Origin of the sequence: Sulfuracidifex metallicus DSM 6482 = JCM 9184, from assembly GCA_032834875.1 — an archaeon.
GTDB lineage: Archaea > Thermoproteota > Thermoprotei_A > Sulfolobales > Sulfolobaceae > Sulfuracidifex > Sulfuracidifex metallicus.
The window spans coordinates 1679537-1702500 of record CP135238.1 but is presented as its reverse complement, the minus strand read 5'-3'; the positions used below and the strand labels follow the sequence as shown (position 1 = coordinate 1702500).

The 22964-nt window shown below is 38.6% G+C and carries 17 protein-coding genes and 1 pseudogene (1 of these 18 cut by a window edge); 8 read left to right on the top strand and 10 right to left on the bottom strand.

What is annotated here, in order from left to right; all coding sequences use genetic code 11:
* The 7 genes and pseudogenes from RQ359_RS09395 to RQ359_RS09365 form a co-directional block, all read right to left on the bottom strand.
* A protein-coding gene (locus tag RQ359_RS09395) for a metallophosphoesterase family protein (protein ID WP_054838709.1) crosses the window boundary here: on the bottom strand, positions 1-660 show its 5' portion. The gene continues 321 nt to the left of window position 1, outside the view; the window shows 660 of its 981 coding nt (coding positions 1-660); its start codon is at positions 658-660; its stop codon lies off the left edge, out of view.
* A 375-nt stretch (positions 661-1035) separates the two neighbouring features.
* Positions 1036-2370: a class-III pyridoxal-phosphate-dependent aminotransferase gene (locus RQ359_RS09390; RefSeq protein WP_054838710.1), complete on the bottom strand. Its 1335-nt coding sequence runs from the start codon at positions 2368-2370 to the stop codon at positions 1036-1038.
* 753 nt (positions 2371-3123) lie between these two features.
* Entirely contained in the window at positions 3124-4719 is a 1596-nt protein-coding gene (locus RQ359_RS09385) for an APC family permease (RefSeq protein WP_156016701.1), read from the bottom strand.
* A gap of 152 nt (positions 4720-4871) precedes the next feature.
* Positions 4872-5948: an amidohydrolase family protein gene (locus RQ359_RS09380; protein ID WP_240900097.1), complete on the bottom strand. Its 1077-nt coding sequence runs from the start codon at positions 5946-5948 to the stop codon at positions 4872-4874.
* A 6-nt stretch (positions 5949-5954) separates the two neighbouring features.
* Positions 5955-7238 carry a glutamine synthetase family protein gene (locus RQ359_RS09375; protein ID WP_156016703.1) on the bottom strand — a complete coding sequence of 428 codons (1284 nt, stop codon included), beginning with the start codon at positions 7236-7238 and terminating at the stop codon, positions 5955-5957.
* Positions 7238-8217 (bottom strand): annotated as a pseudogene (locus RQ359_RS09370) (acetamidase/formamidase family protein). The gene RQ359_RS09375 and the pseudogene RQ359_RS09370 overlap by 1 nt, the downstream one beginning before the upstream one ends.
* A 5-nt stretch (positions 8218-8222) precedes the next feature.
* On the bottom strand, positions 8223-9017 hold the full coding sequence (locus RQ359_RS09365) for a nitrilase-related carbon-nitrogen hydrolase (RefSeq protein ID WP_156016704.1): 795 nt from the start codon (positions 9015-9017) through the stop codon (positions 8223-8225).
* A gap of 90 nt (positions 9018-9107) precedes the next feature.
* On the opposite strand from RQ359_RS09365, the gene RQ359_RS09360 reads away from it, so the two are divergent.
* The 5 genes from RQ359_RS09360 (at position 9108) to RQ359_RS09340 (ending at position 16697) form a co-directional block, all read left to right on the top strand.
* Complete coding sequence (locus RQ359_RS09360) at positions 9108-11039, top strand: xanthine dehydrogenase family protein molybdopterin-binding subunit (RefSeq protein WP_156016706.1); 1932 nt, start codon at positions 9108-9110, stop codon at positions 11037-11039.
* Entirely contained in the window at positions 11039-12343 is a 1305-nt protein-coding gene (locus RQ359_RS09355) for an amidohydrolase family protein (protein WP_054838719.1), read from the top strand. The genes RQ359_RS09360 and RQ359_RS09355 overlap by 1 nt, the downstream gene beginning before the upstream one ends.
* 364 nt (positions 12344-12707) lie before the next feature.
* On the top strand, positions 12708-13904 hold the full coding sequence (locus RQ359_RS09350; RefSeq protein ID WP_156016710.1) for an amidohydrolase family protein: 1197 nt from the start codon (positions 12708-12710) through the stop codon (positions 13902-13904).
* A 453-nt stretch (positions 13905-14357) separates the two neighbouring features.
* Positions 14358-15488, top strand: coding sequence for an FAD-binding oxidoreductase (locus RQ359_RS09345; RefSeq protein WP_156016713.1), 1131 nt, complete (start codon positions 14358-14360; stop codon positions 15486-15488).
* A 6-nt stretch (positions 15489-15494) separates the two neighbouring features.
* Positions 15495-16697 (top strand): amidohydrolase family protein, encoded by a 1203-nt coding sequence (locus tag RQ359_RS09340; protein ID WP_156016715.1) that lies wholly within the window; start codon positions 15495-15497, stop codon positions 16695-16697.
* Between the two features lie 290 nt (positions 16698-16987).
* Here the strand turns inward: RQ359_RS09340 and RQ359_RS09335 are convergent, their stop codons facing one another.
* The gene (locus RQ359_RS09335; protein ID WP_054838724.1) at positions 16988-17392 is read right to left on the bottom strand and encodes an STK_08120 family protein; all 405 of its coding nucleotides are present in this window, start codon (positions 17390-17392) and stop codon (positions 16988-16990) included.
* Between the two features lie 230 nt (positions 17393-17622).
* Here RQ359_RS09335 and RQ359_RS09330 point away from each other — a divergent pair, with 230 nt between their 5' ends.
* On the top strand, positions 17623-18579 hold the full coding sequence (locus tag RQ359_RS09330) for a hypothetical protein (protein WP_054838725.1): 957 nt from the start codon (positions 17623-17625) through the stop codon (positions 18577-18579).
* Positions 18580-18847: 268 nt separating this feature from the next.
* On the opposite strand, the gene RQ359_RS09325 is transcribed toward RQ359_RS09330, so the two are convergent.
* On the bottom strand, positions 18848-19519 hold the full coding sequence (locus RQ359_RS09325; RefSeq protein WP_156016717.1) for a TIGR00266 family protein: 672 nt from the start codon (positions 19517-19519) through the stop codon (positions 18848-18850).
* Positions 19520-19690: 171 nt separating this feature from the next.
* Positions 19691-20305, bottom strand: coding sequence for a hypothetical protein (locus RQ359_RS09320; RefSeq protein ID WP_054838726.1), 615 nt, complete (start codon positions 20303-20305; stop codon positions 19691-19693).
* A gap of 253 nt (positions 20306-20558) precedes the next feature.
* Here RQ359_RS09320 and RQ359_RS09315 point away from each other — a divergent pair, with 253 nt between their 5' ends.
* Complete coding sequence (locus RQ359_RS09315; protein ID WP_054838727.1) at positions 20559-21779, top strand: MFS transporter; 1221 nt, start codon at positions 20559-20561, stop codon at positions 21777-21779.
* 217 nt (positions 21780-21996) lie between these two features.
* The gene (locus RQ359_RS09310; RefSeq protein WP_156016719.1) at positions 21997-22743 is read left to right on the top strand and encodes a zinc-ribbon domain-containing protein; all 747 of its coding nucleotides are present in this window, start codon (positions 21997-21999) and stop codon (positions 22741-22743) included.
* The last annotated feature ends 221 nt before the right edge of the window (positions 22744-22964 follow it).

The following is a 22964-nucleotide window of genomic DNA, read 5'->3' as shown; positions in this document are numbered from 1 at the left end:
AGTTGAAGGTTCCTTGAGTTTCTCAACTTCCTTCTTTAGATAACCGTATATTTCCTCTTCTTTCATTTCCCTGGGAGTATTCCACGGAGTAGGATTTACATACCCAAAGGAGACCATCTCATGAGATCCTAGTTCCAGTATAGTGCCTTCACTTTTCTCCATCACCTCAGAAGATTCTACAACGTCAAACATAAACATGGGATCATCATTTCCCAAGTTGACGTACAACGGGATTGGGTTATCCTTCAATTTCTCTTTTGCAATTGATACCCAATCCTCAAGTACGTTCTTTATAGCTTCATTAAATCTCTCGTCCACCTTTCTTTTGTCCTCCAACATCTCCTTGTATTCCTTTTTATCAACTATCGTATAATAGGTTCCGCTTTTCTTGAATTCCTGAATTACTGTAGATAAACCTTCTTTGCCTACTTGTTCACCTTGAATTTCGTATTTGCCTTCCCCAACATCTACTATGGGAACTAGGGTCTTACCTGCCAAGTCTCCGCCTATAACCAAAGCATCAACTTTATACATCTTTGCGGCATTTAGAAATTTCCTAAAGGCTATCTCTGAGCCATGTACATCTGAAGTAAAGAGAACTTTGGTAATTTCTTTCTTTCCTACACTTTCGTTGTTTGACTTTCTTTTAAACAGACCCATACCCCACCTTAATCATTATGATATTTAAGGATAATCTATTAGAAAGTTATCAATTTTTTAAATATAAAGAGGATGCATGAAACTGTTGTTCCTCTTTCTGAAATGCTATTCCCTTACTAACTAAACTTTGTTTATTTGGATTTTGGCTAAGACTGCTTTAACTATTGAGTAACTCTGTAACAAGAGGGTGAAGATACTTGTTGTTAAGAATATAATCTTCTAACGATGTAGAAATTCTCCTCTTACTAGTTGTTATTTTATACAAGTATTTTTCTCATCAACAATAATATAAAAATTTTTACTATATATTTTAAAAATGTATGGGTTTTGTTTAACCATATAAATGTTAGGATCATTTTTTAAGTATTAAGATCTTTACTTACTCCTGTTTTCATGAAATTCCTGATCTGATATTTGGAGTGCATCGTCCAACACATTTAATCCCTTATCTATCTCTTCCTTGTTAATTATTAATGGCGGTGATATTACAAGCCATGAAGCACCTCCGAATATATAGACTCCTCTTTCCATCATGTAAGAAGTAATCTTGTCTACTGTCGTAGGTTTACCGTTATATTTGTCCTCATAAGTTCCTACAGGCGTCATCTTGTCATCCTTTATTAGTTCCACTCCCCAAAATAATCCTATTCCCCTCACATCACCAACGCTCTTATGTTTTTCCTTAATTTCGTTTAATCTCTTCTCCACATAGGAAGACATTTCCTTAACGTGACTTAACAGATCCAGTTTCTTATATTCATCTATTACAGCTGGAATTGTTGAAAGTACAACCGGATGGGCTTCAAATGTATGTCCATGAGCGAACATGTGATCCTCGAAGAAGTCTGATATCTCCTTGGAAACTCCAGTTACACCAACTGGGAGATATGAAGCCGATGCTCCCTTTGCGGTAGTTATTATATCAGGTTCAATGCCCCATAAGTTAACCGCGAACCACTCTCCTGTTCTACCCCAACCCGTCATCACTTCATCTGCTATGAAAAGCACATCATTTTCCTTAGTTATCTTTCTAATCATAGGGAGATACTCCTTAGGAGGAACCACGACTCCGTTTGTCCCAGTAATAGGCTCCATTATCACTGCCGAAACATTGCCTTCCTGTTTCAATACATAATCTACGTAATTTGCACAAGCTATACCGCAATCTGGATACTTCAGTTTCAGGGGACATCTGAAACAATAAGGCTCGGGAACTCTCACAACTCCAGGCATAGAATTAGGTTCAGTGAACCATCTCCTATAGTCTCCGGTAAGTGACATGGAAGCCAAGGTAGATCCATGATATGACCTGTATCTAGATACTACCTTATATTTAGGTGATTTTACCAGTTTAGATATCTTCACCGCTGCCTCATTAGCTTCAGTACCTGAAGTGGAAAAGAAGAACTTGTGAATACCTTTAGGCACAACCTCTAAGAGTGATTTAATTGCGTTTGCCCTAGCCTTAGTTGCGAATGCAGGAGAAACATATTGAACGTCCATTAGACCTTCCTCTATTGATTTGATGACTCTCTCGTTTCCGTGACCTAAGTTCACGTTAACCAGCTGAGAGGAAAAGTCAAGGTAGGATCTTCCCTTGTCATCGTAAAGCCAAGATCCCTTAGCAGAAATCAAATTTATCGGCTTCCACCCAGACTGTTTTCTCCAAGTTCCGAAGGAATGCTCCCTGACAATTTCAGAGTAGTCCATAATAATATGTTGCACCATGCGGTAAATAAATAGTGTAGAATACATAACAGAATAATGTTAAATCATGAGGAGCTATCTTCATGATCTAGTCTGTAACTTGAATAGAAAAAGACCATTAACATGGTAAAGTTTATCATGTTCATTAACGTCCATTGGTAACTTTTAACAGAATTATAAGATACTGGAGGAGGATCTATATCCAAAGAGGCTCCACAACAAACTATTTTTATTTTACTTATGATTATTTTTCCAAAAATCTGAAGTTCATAAATGAAAAGATATGTGCGTTCTCGCTCAAGGACCTGCCTCAAAGTGCCTTTAAAACATCTCACTTGTCCGTTCTACATGTTCATATGGTGAAGTTGATTCAATGAACTCACCCTAACGAGTGGCTTCCTGCCTCCTAGCTCTACCTTGCCAGTACCGAAGTACTGGTAGAGGACGGAGCTGCACATGCACTAAGGTTCGTCCAGATAACACGAGGAATTTTTAGAGAAGCGTTATAATCACGATCTACAGTCTAACCGCATTTACGACAAGGAAAGATACTATTAGCAAAAATTAATTCTCTCTTCGAGTGTCCACTTTAACACAGCTTCTTGAAGAGGTCGACCACGTAAAAATAGTTCGTGGTGAAAATAAGAAAGAATTAGATACATATTGAAAAAGAGAAATATCGCCTTATCCTTAGTAAAACAATAAATATTCTATAATACTACTTTAAAATTCATTTTACACAAACTTATTAATAACTTACTCTGGAGGTATCTCCTTAAATACGACTTTCAAGTCCATTCCTTCTTTCTCCCTCAGACGTTTAGACACAAAGTATGTTATCAGGCCTAATATGGGTATTATTGCTATTAGCCCTATATTAACGGCTAAGCTTCCTGACAGAACCATTGATAAGTATAATGGGTTAACTACGGCATAACCTATTGCAACCATCACGGATATAGCTAGCACTACAGAAGCTAAAGAACCATAGATTTTCAGTTCCCTCTTTTCCTTGTCAGACAAGGAAACCCCAGGAATTCCCTTGAATCCCGCAACAGTAGCGGAGATAGTTGCTTGTAGAAATTGATAAATGAAAAGAACTGCCACTAAGGCGATGGTGGATATGGATAGTCCTAGAAGAAGAATTGCAACCTCAAAGAAGACTGCAATTCCCAATGCCACTACGGAAGCAAGGAGAGGAGTCTGTAACCTTGGATTGACGTAAGCTAAACGTTCAGGTAGAATCCTATCGAAAGACATAGCTAACATTACCCTGCTTGGTATAGCCAGGGATAGAGGTCCTGCAACGAATTGTATCCCTATATTAAGTATTCCAACTAACACTGCAAGAACAGGAACACCTAAAGCCATAACTCCTGCCCATGCTATGTAGCCTTCTCCTGAAGATACTGGTATTGAGGAGCCCCAGCCGTTCATTGCAACGTAGTTAAAGAAAGGAATTCCCATTGTATCTGCCGTTAAGTAAGTTAAGGCAACTATTATTGCCGTAGCTATTCCGAAACCTGACAACATGCCTACCTTCAAGGACTTGTTAGCTTGTTTATACTCTCCAGCGAAGTAAGAAGGGCCGAAGAACCACACAAAAAGCCACATTAACATCAGAACGGAGAACACGAAGGTTTGTAATAAATTAAAGCTAGGAGAGTAAAGCGTAGCTCCTTGAGATGCTAAGGAGGAATAAGACGGTCCTCCGAACATTGTAGAGAACTTGTTAAAGTCTGCCTCGAATAGGGATCTACCTTGAGAGAACAGATAGATTACTAGAATGGAGCCAATGACCTGCATAGATGCAATTATGAAGAGAAAGTTTCCCATTACTCTTTGAGGGGATATACTTATAATCCACATGAGGAACAAGGAAATCAGGCTAGCCAAGAAGTAGTACGTTGGGTTGTTAAGTATTGAAGTTCCTAAATTCAATAGAAAGCTATTATGAAGGGATAGACCTATGATCTGTAAAGTTGGAACGATTCCTGCTGTAACCTCTATCTGAGATAGAATAGCTGCTAGCAAAGGAGTGGATATTATGTTGGCCACCCCTTGTATGGTAGCGGGGAGGGGGCCTATTATCCTTGAAATATAGATGTATTCTCCAGAGGATCTAGGTATATACTCTGCAAGCTTTAGATAAGTGAGAAATATTGGTAAGGCAATAACGGGCGATATCAATATTCCTATGTACCAATTCGCAGCAGGTAATGCTGGAGAATAAATTAGGGTATAATAGAGAGATATTGGAACTATTAACGCCAGAACCTTAGCGAAGGCATGTTTAGATCCCATCTGCCTTACTAATCCTGACGATTCCCTTATGAAAACTTTTTTAGACATAAAGGGAATTGAAATGAGCTATATTATAAAAATTAAAGGGTAATATCAGTACAGTTTTTAGTTTAAAGCATAGAAAACTAAAATGGTTACTCAGTTTACGACAGCAAAAAAGCACTATACCTTAAAAAGTTTTATACTATTAAACATGAAAATTAGACAAACCTACCGTAAAGCCTTTCGGCATTCTTATACGATATCATTTCTTCAGCTTCTCTTCTTTGACTTGAATCCAATACTCCTATTTGCTCCAGCTCGTCCATAGATTTGGAGAGTGCTCTCCGGAAGAGTTTAGCTGAAATCCACGCTATCTCTGGAAGCTCAAAGACATCGCTACCATACATCACTTTAATGAAAGGTGCTACTTCTAATACCTCAGATAGGGCATGAAATCCTCCCGTTGGAGCAAAGGGAAAAATCTGGGATAAGTCTAGGTAAACCGAAGGGAAAATGTAACTCATCCATGCAGTCTCCCTATGAAAAGGATATCCTGCGTGAACGAACACTATCTTCCCTTCGTATTTCCTTACTAGATTAGTCATGATGGAAGGCATTGAATTATTAAGTTTAATGTCGCGATCTCCTGCTCCGGTGTGCACTTGAAAGGGCACACCAAGTGACTTTGACTCCTCCATAGCAATGCAGAACAACAAGTCCCTAAAGCCCTTTGCCTTCCTTCCATACCATTCTGTCTCCCCTGAATAAAAATCTCTGGAACCTAAACCTTCCTCACATGCTTGAGGCAAACCTGTTCTATAGGCTATGATGCTCTTAAAACCCGCATAGCCTTCCTTTCTAACCTTGGATCTTAGGATTTCTTTGAAGTGATTTACTGCCTCATTAAAGGGCATGGAAAATAGGCTATTATTTATTGCTGTCTCTATTCTAAAAAGTCTCTTGAATGGTAATGGTATTTCCTGTTTCTTGTTACCGAAACCTTCGTCTATTACCAGCCCCTTAATGTTTTCTTCCTCAAACAAACTTTTAACGTAACCTTCGGCGTCGTCTTTTATTAACTTGTTTCTCTCTTCTATGAATTTGTCTCCGAACTTCTTTCTCATTTCGTTTCTAAGCAACATGTAAAATGGTCTCCAGCTATTCATTTCCACTACATCAGACTTGATCTCACCTTCGTGCCAAGACTCAGCCGAGCTCATCATGAATTCCTTCTCCTCCATTTGACTAGCGTGAAACCAATGTGCATGCTCATCTATCAATGGAATCGAGTTCAATTTGTATCACATTTTACTGTATGTTTTATATTCCCATTCGGTCACATTGCCTTCATATTCGTCGACCTCTGCCATCTTCACCTTGAGGAATTCATCAATTAGCCTTTCTCCAATCATTCCCTTTAGCTCAACGTCGTGATTCAGCTCGTTAAGAGCCTCCCTCAGATTCCTCGGTATTTCCGGTATTTCCTCTTTCAAATATGAGTTCTCGTTAACAGGGGGGCCTGGATCAAGACGCTTAGATATCCCATCCATTCCAGCTGAGATCACTGCAAGAACCAGGAGATACGGATTAACTAAGGGGTCTGGAACTCTATATTCGAGCCTTGTGTCCTTCCCCATACCGCCGCGATAAGGTGTAGGGAGTCTAATCATTGCTGACTTGTTATTTACACCGTACGTTATTTTCGTCGGAGCCCAGCTTCCTGACCTTAGTCTTTTGTAAGAATTCACAGTAGGTGCAGCGATAGCAGTAAGCGCACGTGCATGCTTCAAGATTCCGCCCAAGAACCAAGTTCCGATTTCGCTGAGTTCCTTTCCTTCTGAGTAGAAAAGGTTCTTATTACCTTCCCACATGCTCAAATTCAAGTGAAGTCCAGATCCTGCTAGATTGTTGAAAGGCTTAGGCATGAAGTTGGCTTCTACACCTAAATTATATGCCTCATTCTTAACTATCTCCTTAAACATGACGAATTCGTCAGCAGATCTCAGGGAATCCCTGTGCATCACGTCTATCTCATATTGTGCAGGACCGTATTCCTTTATAACCCTAAGTACGTCGATTCCGTTGCTCTTTAGGGACGACACTATTCTAGTTATAATGATGTCGTTCATACCTTGTGGATCAAAACAGCGGGCATCGTTGAAAGGTTTACCGTCCTTAACCAAGTAGAACTCGTACTCAAAGGACGACATGAAGCTAAATCCTTCTTTTTCCCTCAGCTTTTCCAAGTATGAACGCAACTTAGACCGAGCATCTAACTCCCATGGTCTATCACCGTCGTATAAATCGCATAAAACGGAAGCGTAAGGTGGAAGAGTAACTAACGTTGCTGGATCAGGAACTAAAAATACATCCTGATCCTCCGGTCCGAAAGAACCGTAAGGTGAAATGTAATCCATAGGAGTGAAGCTGAACATAGCCTTGGTTAATCCTATACCGCTTTTTGCCATTTCCTCCAAATGGTCTATGTGAGCACCCTTGAACCTGACGAATCCGTCTAACCCAATCCAAGTGAATCTTACAACGTCTATACCCTTTCTCTTTAATTCGTTGGAGTTAAGGGACATCACCACGACCCTCTCTCGAAGGTGCTCAGAAGTTCGTTTCTCTTTGTTTCGTCAAACACGTCCAAAGGCAAGAAAGCTGAGACTGTCCAATTAGGCACATCGACCACTTGGCTTACCTTTAAGTCCATCACTGCGCTCAAAAGCATGTAAGCATCAACTGGATCCATGAAATTAGACAGAAATGAAATTCCTTGTTTTACTGCGTCAACGGAAGCTCTCCATAAATCGCTGGAAAAACCTAAAAAGGTAATATAGCTTCCTTCATATTCCAGTTGTTTGACTTTGCTTACAAAGGCTGGAAGGGTTAACCTTTTATCTTTTATAATGCTTAATCTGATCTTAACCGTGGTCGGAGCCTCTATTGCACTGCCGCACACTTCCCCATCTCCCTGAGCTAAATGAGTATCACCAATTGACAGTAGTGCCCCTTCCCTGAAGACAGGGAAGTAAATCGTCGACCCGATGGTCATATGCTTAACGTCCATATTACCTCCATTCTCCCTTGGAGGTATGGTGCTCCATGTCCCGTTATAGGGCAATCCAGTCCCTATTACACCAGGGAATGGAAACTCCTTTACTCTAACCCTAAGATCTCCGAACTTAGCTTCAGAATAGCCATCAAGGGAATCCCATATCTTCAAGGCATATCCGTTCACACCCTCTGGCACGTCCTTTTCACCCGAGAGAAAACCGAAGCCTGAAAGTACAGCTGTCCACCCCCAACCTTCTCCCTTAATATCAAGTATTTCTACCTTTAACGTGTCACCTGGATGGGCACCTTCCACATAAATGGGTCCTGTCAAGGGATGAATCCTTGAGAAGTCCAGTTTAGTTACATCAGATATATCCGAGTCCTTCCTTATTTGACCATCTGAGGCTCTTTTACTTTCAATTCCAATATGTCTCCGTCCTTCACGAAGACTGTGGGCTTAAGCGAAGAGTTCCATCTACTATGGGTTGAATGAACGCTTATCATGATTCCACCTACAAACCATAACTGCTAAGCCTCTTCTTGAGGAACGGTCTAGATAACCTAGCTTTTATGAGTTCCTCCTTATCTACCTCAGCATAAGCTATACCCTCTCCCTGAACCTTGGAGATCACGTCTCCCATGGGTGATACAATCATTGAGTCGCCGAAGTACTCTTGGAGTTGCTCTGGATACTCCTTGCCTACTCTGTTTATCCCTGCAATATAAACTGTGTTGAAAATAGCGTGAGCCTTCAATTCCAGTTCCCAGATTTCCTTGAAGTATGCAACTGATGGCACAAAGACTATTTCAGCTCCATTAACTACCTCAGCTCTCACCGTCTCTGGGAAGTGTCTGTCATGACATATAACGACGCCGACCTTTGTATCCTCTAGCTGGAAAACCGGAAATCCAAGATCACCTATCTTGAAATAATAATATTCGTTGAAGTAGTTGTCCTGAGGTAAATGCGTCTTCCTGTACTTGCCTACAACACTACCGTTAGAGTTTATTATAAAGGCGGTATTATAGAAGCTGGTTCCGTCTCTTTCAAATATAGGAACTATGAGATTGACTCCCCTTTCTTTTGCCAGCATCCTGAAGGCTGTTATTGTAGGTCCGTTCTCGGTTTCGGCCAACGAGAAATATTTCACGTTTTGCTCGAAGGCGAAGTATACTGTATTAGAAAGTTCATCCAAAGCTACTATTTTAGCTCCGCCGTCAGCGGCTTTGTTCACCATTTCCATCTGTCTCTTAACATTATCTTCCTTGTCCCAAGTCATATGGGTTTGAACCAGAGCTATCCTCATTTCAAATCCTGTTTATATTAACGAATACCTTATTATCTTTTTCCAAGTTTAAGTGAAATGTTTTTAAGTTAAATCCTACCCTTCTTTATAATGCTCTGGAATCTAACCTATGTGGACGATATACCGGGAGATTACAAGTACGTAGGATTCAAGAGATCCACGTCAAAGTTCGCTAAGTTTTCCGTTTCGGGTAAATGTTATACAGAAGACATATTAGAAAAATATAACGTTGAGTTCGTCTTCGGAACCGAGGGTATGAAGCTACCCAAGGTAACTTTACTAGCTAAGGATCGAGCTCTCTACGAAGGACATCCCCTTTGTGCAGTAATAGCGAAGGATAGGTATCAGGTTGAGGACCAATTGGACGAAGTTGACGTGGAATATCAGGAGCTAGAGAATCAACCACTATTCCCTGAAATACCGGATAACGTAATCTATTCCAAGTCCTATGGAAACGAGGGAAAAGCAGAGATGACAGCTTCCTTTTCCTTAAGGGCTGGACGTAGTTCCCCTGCACCTATGGAACCTAGAGTGATTGCGGTAAGGCTATCTGGTGATTCCATTATAATTCATGCATCAACGCAGGCTCCCACGGTTGCTAGGTTACTCATATCTGAGATGCTTGGAGTTCCCATGCACAGAGTTACAGTTGATGTTCCTAACGTTGGAGGTGGTTTCGGAGCCAAGCAAGATCTGTCCTATGAGGAACTTTCAGTCGTGGCTTTATCTTACGAGCTGGGCGAGAGCCTAAAATGGGTGGAAACTAGGTCAGAACACATTCAAGGATCGCAAGCTAGAGATCAGATCCATGAAGTGAAGGTAGGTTTCACTTCAGATGGAAGGTTGAAGTTCCTTCATGACGACATTACCTACGACGTAGGTGCCTTTCCTTTATCTTGGAGCGGGATATCGCCCTTATTTGTTACTCTCAATACAATGACGTCAGTTTACTCGTTCGACTTTTCCTATAACGTTAAAGCTATCCTTTCTAATAAGGCTCCTCAAGGAGCGTATAGAGGCTTCGGAAGGCCTGAAGCCGTGTTCGTAATGGAGAGGATCATGGACGAGATTTCTAGAATGACTGGAGTGGATCAGCTGGAAATCAGAAGGAGGAACTTGAAGGACTTACAGGACGTTGGTAACATTAACTTGGTTTTACAAGAGCTTGAGAGAAAATACAACGACCTAAAGAGCAAATATGGAAAGGGTATAGGCGTATCGTTTTACGTTCAATACGCAGGTCCAAACTCAAAGGTCATGATAGAGGAAGAAAAATCTAGAATACCAGGTTACGACTGTGTAAGGGCGTTCCTAGATTTAGATGGTTGGGTGGTGATTAAAATATCAGCAACAAACCAAGGTCAGGGAATGGACAGAGCAATAAGGAACTTGGTGTCTAAAGAACTAGGTTATGACAAGGTTAAGGTAGTACTTGGAGATAACGAGGTCAAGGGTTACGGTGTATGGGCAAGTAGAACAATGCTCACCATGGGTAACGCTGCAGTTCTAGCTGCCAGACAGCTCAAGGAGAAGATATCCACTTTAGGCGAATGGGAGGAAGTCTCTAAAATGATGTTGACTAAGCCATGGAAAGTTATGAACGTTTCGACCGACGTATGTTACGAAACTGATGATTTCGTTGGAACGGTATCGGGTCAGATAAGCGTTGTGAAGGGAGACTGTACCGGAGTTAAGGCTGTGGAACACTTCATAGTCGCAGACGTAGGTATAGCGGGAGATGAGGAAATAGTTAAGGGACAATTAATTGGGGGGGCACTTCAGGGAATTGGGGGAGTCCTTTACGAGGACGCTAGGGAAGGATTTGAATTCTCCGTTCCAACAGCAGTCGAGGCACCTAAATTCGAGGTTAAGTTATTTCATACTCCCTCCAAAACGCCTTCAGGAGTCCGTGGTGTAGGCGAAAACGGACCTACTGGAGCATACGCTTCAGTTTGCAATGCGATAAGGGATCTGGGAATGAAGTGTGACTCCTTCCCTTTAAAATTAAGAGGTGATGGATAATGATATTTAAAAATGGAACACTTCTAACCGAAGCTGGAATTGTAAACGCAGACATTAAAGTGGAAGGAGGAAAAATAACTAGAATATCGTTCGACATTCCTACTGCAGGTGATGACGTAAAGGATGTAACCGGGCTTTACATCATGCCTGGAGCCATAGACGGGCATACCCACTTTGGGTCTAGGTTCTTGGGAGCTAAGGAACCAATACCTACAGCTGACGACTATAGTTCAGGAAGCGAAGTATGCCTAGCTGGAGGAATAACTTCAATAGTTAACTTCTTTGAGTCATCAAATAATCCAGTTTCTTCATTAAAAGAAGAAATAAACAAGGCTGAGGAATCTAAGGTTGACTTTTCCTTTCATTTCATCGTCAAGAAGAAAGAGGAAATACCTTACCTAAAGGACTTGTTTAGAATTGGAGTCAAAAGCGTAAAGGTATTCATGGCCTACGATTCCATAAGGCTAGATGACCTTTCAATTATGAATGTAATGAAAGAAGTTAGGTCTCTAGGAGGCACTGTTGCTGTACATGCAGAAAATGGGGATATTATTAAATATCTTCAAGAAAATGAAGTCGGAGAAGAACCCATATATCACGCGAAGACTAGACCTCCAGAGAGCGAAGAGGAAGCTGTTAATAGGTTCGCATCTATGGCATTCATAACCGGTGTTAGATCTTACATTGTCCACGTTTCTACACCTTCTTCACTTAATGTGGTAAAATATTGGCAAAGAAAGGGTGCAAAGGTTTATGCTGAAACTTGCCCCCATTATCTAGTTTTTAACGACGAGATTTACCTTAGAAAGGACGGAAAAAGGTTCATAATGAGCCCACCTTTGAGAAGCGAGAGCGAAAGGAAGGAAATGGTAATGAGGTTAGGTGAATTTTACACTGTTGGAAGTGACTACTCTGGTTTCTTGTCTAAGTTTAAGGATGAGCCAGCAAGCTACAGAGACGTTCCTAACGGTGTAGCGTCCACCGAGTTTCTGGTTCCTACCCTAGCATCTCTTATGTTTCAGGGTGAGCTAGATCCATCGTCATTTGTCTCCCTTACCTCTGGGAATCAAATAAGACTATATGACATTAAGGGAAAAGGAATGAAAGAGGGAGATGATGCAGATATTGTCGTCATAAAGAAAGAGGAATGGAAAGTAAAAGATTGGCATGGAAAAATGGACTATTCTATTTATGAAGGAATGACTTTCAAGGCAAAAGTTGATAAAACGTTTATACGAGGAGAACTTGTGTATGAGGAAGGTAACATAAAGGGAGGAAGAGGTAAAATGCTGAAACGATCCTAATTATTGTTTCAGTATTATAAAGCATTTCCACACGATTTCTATTTTATACCATTTTACATTTTTATTAGAATTATTACAGTTTATTTTTGTATAACAAAAATCCTATCGTATTAAAGTTAGTCTAAAAATAGGTATATTTTTAATATAAAGAAATATTTATTACAAAATAGGTACTTTAATATATTACTAATTAAATCAAGCCTTAAATTTATCTCCAATGATTAATATAAAAAGAAACATTTAGTCTCCAGCCAATTCATTTCCTTGCAAAAGGTTCTTTTAGGAACACTGTAATGTTAATTAGTTTTTAACTTTTTATGAGTTCTTCACTGCATTTTAACACTTTTCAGTGATATCTTTTTATATGATTTCTACACAATTGTTAGTGATCGTAATGGTAATGGTGATAAAAGGACTAAGCGGCATGAAGGAGTTGAGGGTTGACGGAAGGGGAACCTTCAACGCTGAAGGAAGGCTAGCTCTACCAGCCTTTTATGACATGCATTTCCACCCTGAGAACGCCTTCACTCTCGGATTAACTGGAGAGAACTCTTCATCCACTCTTAAGGAGGCGGTCACTAAATGGAGTAAGGTCAGAGATTCCATGAGCGTAGAGGAAATTAAAGACAGGATGAAGAAGGCCCTTCTTTTGGAGCTTTACCATGGTGTAACCCATGTTAGAATACACGTTGATATGTGCTCCAAGGATATCCGGTCAGTTAAGGCCGCAGTTCTGCTAAAAGAGGAAATGAAGGAAATCATGGACATACAGACCGTTGCTTTCCCAGAACAAAGCTTGTTTAAGTGTGGGAATAATTTACTTTACGCTTCCCAGTTCACTGACTTAGTTGGAGGAAAACCCGACGCAGAGGATGATGTGGAAATGTCCATAAAGCACTTGTCTCTAGTCACATCGGTTGCCAAGAAATTGGAAAAGAGCATGGATATACATATTGACCAAGACGCAAGGAGAACTAGATTTGCGGAGTACTTACTTTCAATTGCTGAGAATCACGTTACTCTGTCTCACATGTCTTCGCTTCACTATGAAGACGATGATTATGTTAGGAAAATATATCAAATGATCAGGAACAAGAAAGCCTCGGTTGTCAGCGCTCCTTTAACAGCAGTATATCTTGCGGCGGAAAAGGGATATCCAAAGGGAAGGGGCATAACTAGAATAAGGGAGATGATGAAGGAAGAAATCAACGTTTGTTTGGGCAACGACGACCTTCAGAACGTTTTCTACCCGTTTGGTGCAGGAGACATTTTGCTTTCAATGTTTATGGCAATAAACCTAGAACAATCCTTTACTGCAGACGATTGGATACCTTTGGTAACTACCAATGCAGAGAAAGAGTTCAGCCTCATTAATGTTCCAAGTAAGGACTTCGTGATCCTCGATGCCTCGTCATTCAGGGAACAGATGTCTACGATGGCTCCTAGATTCATGGTAATCAGAAACGGGAAAATATTAGCTAAGACTAACAGAGAATCAAGGTTAATAATCAACGGATCTTCGTTAAATCCGTATTTATTGATGAAGTCGCTTACAGACTAGATGAGATAGCTTATGTCGTGCATAATTACTTTCTCCCCGTATACACTACATAAATATACATAAATTAGTTTGGTACCTAACCGAGCATCTAACATAAGTCGCTCTAAACTTCTCTGTTATAATTTTTCTATTTTATTTTATCTTTATATTATTTCTATATTAATATTTTATTTTAAATTTTTTCATTAAGCCTAGATATTTAAGTATGTCATTCATAAACGGAATTAATATTTACCACATATAACTCATACGCTCAAGGCATTTCTCTATGAAGATATCTTTACTATTTCGAGAATGAAAGAGCCCCTTCAATTACTATGAAAAAATATAAATTTCCCCGTAATATGAGAAAGAGCTAACATGAAAATAATTCATGGATTATCCCTTTATTCTTGAAATCTTTTTATAAGATTATCTTTAATCTATTTATACTATTTTAGCGCTAGGGAAGACATGGACGGAAAAGCTCTTGAATTACTAAAGAAGGAATTCAATGTAAAGGATGACCCAGAGACCTTACACAAATTTTCGGTTGACTATGGCATTATGTCTCCCGTAATAGAAAAGAAAAGGAAGCTTCCTTCTGCTGTAGTCTTCTTGCGCAGAGAAGATGAGGTTGAAAGGTTAATGGAGATAGTGAGTGATTTTAAGGTTCGAGTAGTTGAACGCGGAAAGGGTACAAATACGCTAGGAGGTGCAATACCGTTAACGGAGGAGAGCATAGTAGTTGATCTAAGTGGAATGAAGGGATTTTCAATAAACAAGCAGGAAATAGTATCTTCCCCAGGAACTCAATTCGAAGAAGTCGGAGTTGAGGAATTCCCTTTAGTTCCGACCTCTTTTTATATGGCAACTATAGGAGGATTTGTATCTGGAGGTTCTTTAGGTTTGGGATCATTAAGGAACGGTGCGGTTTGGGATAACGTCAAGGAGGTAACAGTTTATACTCCGCGAGGAAAGGTAAGCTTAAGCGGAGACGACGTGAAATCTGTGGTTCAGGCAGGAGGAACTAATGGCGTAGTGACCAGAGTTAAAATCAGGAGGATCAGAAGAGGTAAGTTAGGTGTTAAGAGGACTCCATTCAATAGTATAGATAAGGCGATAGACTTCGCCTTGGATCACGAGGACGCAGAACTAGTCAGCATAAGAAATGATAAGATGATGAGAGCAATGGGTTACGAAAGCGTAGGTAAGTGGAACGTGATTGTAGGAGAGGAAGAAGGAGACGGTGAAGAAGTTCCGTTCAGGGAGCTCATAACAAACTTTGCAGGTGCGTATTATACCGTAGTTAACAAGCTTAAGGTAAAGTACTCCTCAGTTGACCTACCACTATACAAGCTATATGAATTGCCAAGTAACTGCATGGTAGATGCTGAACTCTCTAGAAGCCAAGGTATTATGTTTTCCCATACTTATTTCCTAGATTGTGATCCTTCATTGAATGGATATAAATTTGACCTCCACTCAGTCCTAATAAACGACAGAGTGGAAAGTAACAGATTATCCATGATGATAAATTTCAAGAGAAATTATGATCCAGAGGACCTAATGAATCCTGGAAAATTGATTTTTCAGGACGGGTAAATTAAATTGATACTCAGTAACCTGACAACATTGGAAGGTAAGACAATTTCCATAGATTTAGAGGAAGGAGTCCAGCACGTTACGGAAAGTAAAGGAGAAGACATGGAAGGAAGACTAGTCCTCCCAGCTCTGGTGGATTCTCATGCACATATAGATAGTAACTTCCTCCTGGACGTATGTGAGGAGGCACAGACTGAGAAGTTCACGGAGGCACTTAAAGCGTTAATACAGTGTAAGGAGAACTTGACTGAGAACCAAATATATGCACTAGCTAAGAAATCTATCGAGACTTACGCAAAACATGGTTCTTTATTCGTAAGGACACACGTTATGATTGACGGTATTAAATGGAAGGAAAGAGTTAGGTCACTAGTCAAGCTAAGGGAGGAATATAAAGGAATAGTCAACTTGCAACTAATAGGATTCGTACAGAGCTACGATTACTACGACAGTGAAATGGAGGAGAGAATATGGAAGGCTATTGATATGGGACTGGACGGAGTTGGAGGACAACCTCATCTTCAGCCATCTATGGAGGACGGAAAAAGAATGATTAAGTCAATCTTTGACCTCACTGAGGAAAAGGGTGTCTTCCTTGATTTTCACGCTGATTATGCTGATGAGCCAGACTCTAAGTTTAGCGAAATCATAGTATCTGAAACCATCAAGAGAAAAAGGAAGAGAGTCTCCCTAAGTCACTTGACTGCACTCCATTCATATTACGATGATTACGCAAGAAGGCTCATGAGATGGATAAGTGAGGCTGGTATATCTGTCATAGTTTCTCCGATTACCGTTCTAGAGGAATCTGGAGCCCATGAAAACTATCCAAAGAGAAGAGGTCTTGCCAGGGTCAGGGACCTCCTTTCCTTTAAGGTTAACGTGGCTTTAGGTCACGATGATATACAGAACCATCTAAATCCTATAGGAGTAGGAAACATGATGCACTCAGCTTTTGCATTAGTCATAGGAGAGTACATGTATTTCTCTAAATATATACCACAAATATTTTTCATGATGACGTATAATGGTGCCAAGGTTCAAGAAGTACATAATTATGGCATAGGAGATGGAAAGGAAGCTAACTTGGTAATATTGGATGCCAAGAATCCATTGGAGGCGATCAGAAAAGTAGCTCCAGTTAAGATGGTTATAAGTAAAGGAAGAATACTTTACGAAAGGGATGAGAAAGAGAAATTATTTCTCTAAATCAAGAAGATCCCATGTGCTAAATGAAAAAGTATTGTGAATGTCTACTCCTCCACATTTGTATAACCGTGTTAAAAGATTAGGATAAAATTTACCGTAATGTCCCTCATAGCTAAGTTCTTTTTAATGATAAGTTAAGTTCTATTTTACATAGTTAATAGAACTATTTCATGAATATTTTAATGACTAACTGGTAACAATATTATATTAAAGAGATCAGAATCGTCATAATAAAAAATAAATATAGACTTATCAACTTAGTGCTTTAGCCTCCTATTTATATCGCTTAACTAAATTTTTCTTCTGATTCTCTCCAATCTTATTATTTCATTAATCTCTTTCTTTAGTTTGCTCATTTTTCTATTCATTGAAAAAGACAGAACGGGATCCGTCACAATTGACGCCGAGCCGGTTATCATAATCTTTCTGTCCTCTGGTTTAATTATCATTTTTCCCACTCCTTTTGGCTTCTGAAAGTTCATGATAAGCGTTATGGATTCGCTGTTGTTAACGTATCTAACTATGGCCCTCATTTTACCTAGAGTACCAGGCATAGTTACAGAGTACAAGTTTTCCTCTTCTTTCTTAGTTTCCTTTTCCGGAAGGAAGGTTCTTATCACAAAATCAGGATCGGATAATACTGCAAGTAAAACATCCTTAGAATATTCTACATCAAGAGTGTACTGAACGTCCATAATCTACACCTATAGTAAATCATCCAACTTAGTATTTCCACGTTTACCTTTAAATTGTTATCTAATAGACGGTCAACTTTATATCTATAAATGATAGTTGGATGTAGAAAACTCAGTGACAAAAGATTTTGTGCCAGATATAATTTCAAGCATTTTTATAGATCTAAGTTCAGATGAAGATTTTACTCGATTCGAAATCTATTTAAGCTAAGCGGTTGCTTATGACACTCGTGATAAATGAATTAACAAGGGACATCATAAGGGCAATGAAGTTTCCCACTGATGAAGATAAGGCCTTCAGATTACCCTCCGATTTAAGAATAGCTGAAAAGCTGGGTACCTCTTTCTTCATAGTTAGAAATAGTCTGGAACCATTAAGGAGGATGGGTTTCGGTTTAACTGTTGTACCAAATTATACTTACATAGGACTGAAAAAAGTAAAGTTACACTTTGAAGCCGACTATCAGACAATAAAAAGCATGACCAAACAGATAAGGGATGAACTACCATATTACATTGATGAATTATCAATTCTGTCCAGCGATCCCCTAGGTAGGAACATTGGAGGGATTGGAATTGTTTATATTGATGAAGATGATTTAAATAAAATATTAGAGAATTTAATGATAAATTATCCTAAATTAAATTTTCTTGGGCAGAGAGATTACTTTCAATTTAATATTAACTTAGATCCAGATGACAAAAAGATAATTGACAACCTTTTAATTCCTAGTTCTATAGAGAGGATTATTCTTAGGGAAGTATACAAAAATCCATTCAAACATATAAAAGATATGTCAAGAAGTGTCTTTTCAAGATATACCTCAGATACCTATAGAAGGATCAAGAGAATTCTGGACGCGTTCACCAGAGCTAAGGGATTCTTCCTTGAACCTTACTTCCCTACAACCAATCTAGAAGGTTCAACTATTTTCGTTATAGTTCTTGATAAGAAATTTATAAAAGGAAATGATGAAAAAGAGAAACTAAATCAAATGAAGAGGATTCTAGGTAAGAATTATCTATTTTACAGAGAATACTATTCTAACTCGTTGAGTTTCCTTTGTTATTATAACAATAGAAAAGAGTTGATAGAATTGAAAACGAGAATGATAGACGAAGGTTACGATAAGGCAATGATATTTGAAGATTTTCAACCAATTGTCCTTAATCCTAGAATTGTATAGGAAAAATAATAAAGTAATATTCTTATTATTATATTTTCATAGTGAGATAAAGATAACCAATGGCTAACTGTGTTTAATTCGATAAAAATTTCTCTTTACCAGCCTATATCAGAGATTCCATGAAAGAATTATACTTAAAATTAGACGAATAAATGAAAGTAATGTTTTAGACTTCCTTTTGCTTTATACATGTAACACTTTTTAGTTCTCACTTTGATACTAACTCTCACGGTATAGAGAATGAAAGAAAAAGAAGAAGCTAGTATATCTATACCTTGATAACCTTCAACAGAGACGCTGCTAACTGCAACCTTGATACTGCATGCATAAATACTCTGCCTGGTCCAGTTATATTAACGAAGAATAAGCCCTCTCCCTCCAAGCCGGATAGAAGCATGGTTTTTAGTCCACCCACTCTAGTTATGCCATAAGACATGCCATCATCAAAAGCAAGGAGATGGGAAGCTTCTACTTGAACTTGTTGTCCTTGTACTAGGTTGAGTTGTACTACTCCGCCTATTGCATGTAACCAGACTACTCCATCTCCAGAAAATCTGGCCATAAATAGTCCTTCACCGCCTAATATACCAGCAGATAATCTAGCTAAGCTAGCACCATAATTTACAGAATTCTCTGCTGCTAAAAACGAGGTATGTTCTACTAGAAGTGAGTTTCCATTAAGTTCTATAGGAATTATCTTGCCAGGCATGAATCCAGTCATAGTAGCTATTCCAGGACCTTCGAGCTCGGCTACGAAGAAATCGCTACCTGTTAAAGATCTGCTTAATGACTTCAAAATTCCTCCTCTGGCTTTCATATCGAATTTGACTGAATTATCCTTGTATACCACATGCCCAGGCTCAGCATATACTTTATCTCCTTCCTTCATATTAAGAGCCAGAACCTGCATCTCATTTCCTAAAATTGTATAATTTATCATAAAATGAGGTAACATTGAGTAAGATTAAAAATTTTTTGTTAAGAATACTAACTTAAATTGATAATATGAATCATATTTGTTTTAATTAAGACTTTATAGCTAACATTTAATATTAAACAAATTATAATAGATAATATAAATAGTATCTAGATTCTAGTCTTTAAAAATAATTTATTTCATATTAGATAGAATAACAGAGTAGGGTATGAAGAATACGTTAATTATAGGAACTAAAATCAATGCAGCAGATATTATTAATATTATGCCAAATATCTGATCCTTCTGAAAGCTGTCCCTTATTCCTTCATACCCTTTCCTGAAGATCTCACTTCCGCTTCCAGACTCTGGAAGGGCTGAAACTGAAAGTATAATTGCAATCACCAATATAATTGAACCTAATGAACCTAATTTTATTGAACTAAGTAAATTGTCTATCAAATAAGCACCGACTATCATGACAGTTATGCTGAAGGAGTTATTTGTTCTGTAACTCAGAGGCCTCATTAAAGTGGGCGTAATGCCTCCTAAAGATGATCTTACCATGGATTGAGTAATCAGTAGGGTAGAAGCTAAAGCTATTCCCAAAACTAGTCCAACTATGACTGATGCCAAGATCCCGTTTCCTGATGCTATCAATGGAGTTCCTATGACGATGGGAATCAAGACCCATACTGCTAAGTAAAGTATTGAAACTATAAAGAGCACGAAGTTAGATAGTAATACATCCAGCGCCCTCATGTAGAGAGGTCTCCCTCCACCGTGTCCAAAGTGACCCATTGGGCTCATAGGACTGATGAATTGAACATAGATATTAAAATTGTTCTCTATAGAAAGGTAACTAGAGATAGACTTTTAATAATTATAACATGAGTTCAATTTTCTCCTTTTTGCATAAAGAAAAATTCTTTTAACTTCAATTATATTTAACGAAAAAGCAAATAATAGAGCTTTATAACTATATGTCGTTAGAACGTTAAAGTGACACAATGTTTAGTTTCTTTCAAAAAAATTTTATTAAAGTATACGTTTAATGTAGGTCATGAATAATAAGGCTAACTATTTCGGATCTTTCCTATCATGGATAATGGATTCATATGATCTTGGGGCAGTGGTAATAACTGCAAGTATTATAGAGAAGCTTTTCTATCCTTCGTTGGGGCTTTTGGGTGCAGTTCTACCTATAGTTTTCACCGTAGTTTCCAGACCATTAGGAGGATTCCTCTTCGGTCTAATTTCAGATCTAAGAGGTAGGAAGTCTACCTTGATCTTGACTGTGCTTGGATACTCTGGCACTATTGGTCTAACAGGTTTGCTTCCTACATTCTATCAGGTGGGAATCCTAGCCCCTATATCCTTATCTCTGTTAAGGATAGCACAGGGGATTTTCATAGGAGGAGATGTATCATCTAGCTTCACATTAGCTATGGAGAGCTCCCCAAGGAGAAGGGGAGCACTATCAGGACTCATGCAATCAGGAACCTTAGTTGGCTTCGTGATAGTCGACTTCATTTTCACGGAATTAGCTCCACAACCTTTTTTCGTAAACTATGGATGGAGAATTATCTTCTTAATAGGAGTTATTCCTGCTATTTTAGCAGTAATAATAAGGTCTAATTTAACTGAATCTAAACTTTATCAGGAAGTAGATAAACGCTCTAGGACTGCGGTGATTCAAGGTCTTAGGCCAATAATACAAACCATAGGCGTTATGATAGGATTTTGGATAATGATATATGCTGGTCCTCAATTCGTACCAGTGCTTTTAGGAACTGTAATGAAGTTGCCTCCAACTGTCTATGGTCCATTGGCTCTATTCATGAACTTAGTAGGAATACCTTCAATGGTAATTTCAGGTGCTCTGTCCGACAAAATAGGTAGAAGAAGCGTGGGAATAATAGGAGCCATGTCTTCAATAATAGTTTCAGCAATCCTCTACTTGGGCGTGCAGGCTGGTTTTCCACTACTTTACGCTATACTCATATTTGGCTTTGGAATAAATCTACCATCTGCAATATCGCCGGCTTATCTATCGGAGAGGTTCACCACAATTAGCAGAGCAACAGGAGTTGGGTTCTCCTATAACGGAGCATTCATAGTTGCTGGGTTTTCGTCTATTTACATTTCGCTGTTAAGCAGAGTTGCTTCGCCTTATGTGTCTGCATTTATAATAGTGACTGCAGGAGCTATCATATCAATCACATCCCTACTGGCAGGACCAGAAACGCTCAAGAATTCTCAACTTAAGATAGAGCAATCTTGATTTAGGTTCAATATTCCTCTTATTAACTTTTATATATGCCAGACGTTTTTCTTTATAATTTCCGCCTTTCTAGTTCAATTACTTTATCGAGATTGATAGAGAAGTTTTACAAAGATACTAAAAGCCTCTTCACGGTAGAGGGGAAATGGGATCAATAAATCATTAATTAATGTACAAACTTAAAAGGTAAGATCAATACTATTAAAAGGAAAATTACATGGTCAAGGTTTGTCCAAACTGTGGTTATAGTAACGTAGAAGAAGCTAAATTCTGCGGAAAGTGTGGCTATGATTTGCAGAACGTTAGCGTTCAAGCACATCACAGCAATCCTAATCCATTACCCTCTTCCTCTTCAGTCATAGGGCCAAAATTTCCCATTAAAGCGATTATAGGTCTCGCGGCTATAGTTGTAATTTTAATTATAATTGTTGGTTTAATTTCAGTATTTATACAGCCAAATGGAGAAATAATAACACCTTACCAAGTTTCAGCAGTAACTGGTGGAACGTGGCAATTAGAAGGTAACAACACGTTTTACATTAGCGTAAATAACAACAATGTATCTATAAATTACTTTAACGGTAGCAAGGAGTCAATACCGATCTCGTATATCACAACCGACACTCAGTTTCCTTTTGGAAGAGGATTAATATCAGGTCAGATTGAAAATATGGAAGGAACAGTAAACGGAACAAAAGCTACAATGCTGATATATAAGCTATGTTATCAAAACGAAACTTATGCTAACTATACTTTCCTGACTTTGAGCTTCCTCCTTGGAGTAGGTGGACATGAAGTTTTCAACTCTAATCATACTTGTTTTATAGATAATATTACAAGTAAAAGCACTCCAGAGTCAGTGATAAGCTCCGTAAGTAATGGCAAGCTAACCTTCGTTGGAGTTGCGGGAATATATCTAAATAAAGAAGAATTGTTAAGCCTTCTAAATGACACAGGAATTTAAATGAACAGTTTTTATTTATTACTTGATAAAATTTTAATTAGGTTTTTATATTTTTACTTTTCTAATATTTATTGATTAATCTAAAAATCTGCCATCTCTTTCCTTTTTTACGTCACATGAAATTGTGTACTTACTATATTAGAGCTTCTTAACAAGTTAGATGATAAGAAACCAAGGACTTATGCTTATCATCTAATATTTCTTGTACAGTTGCCTTGTCC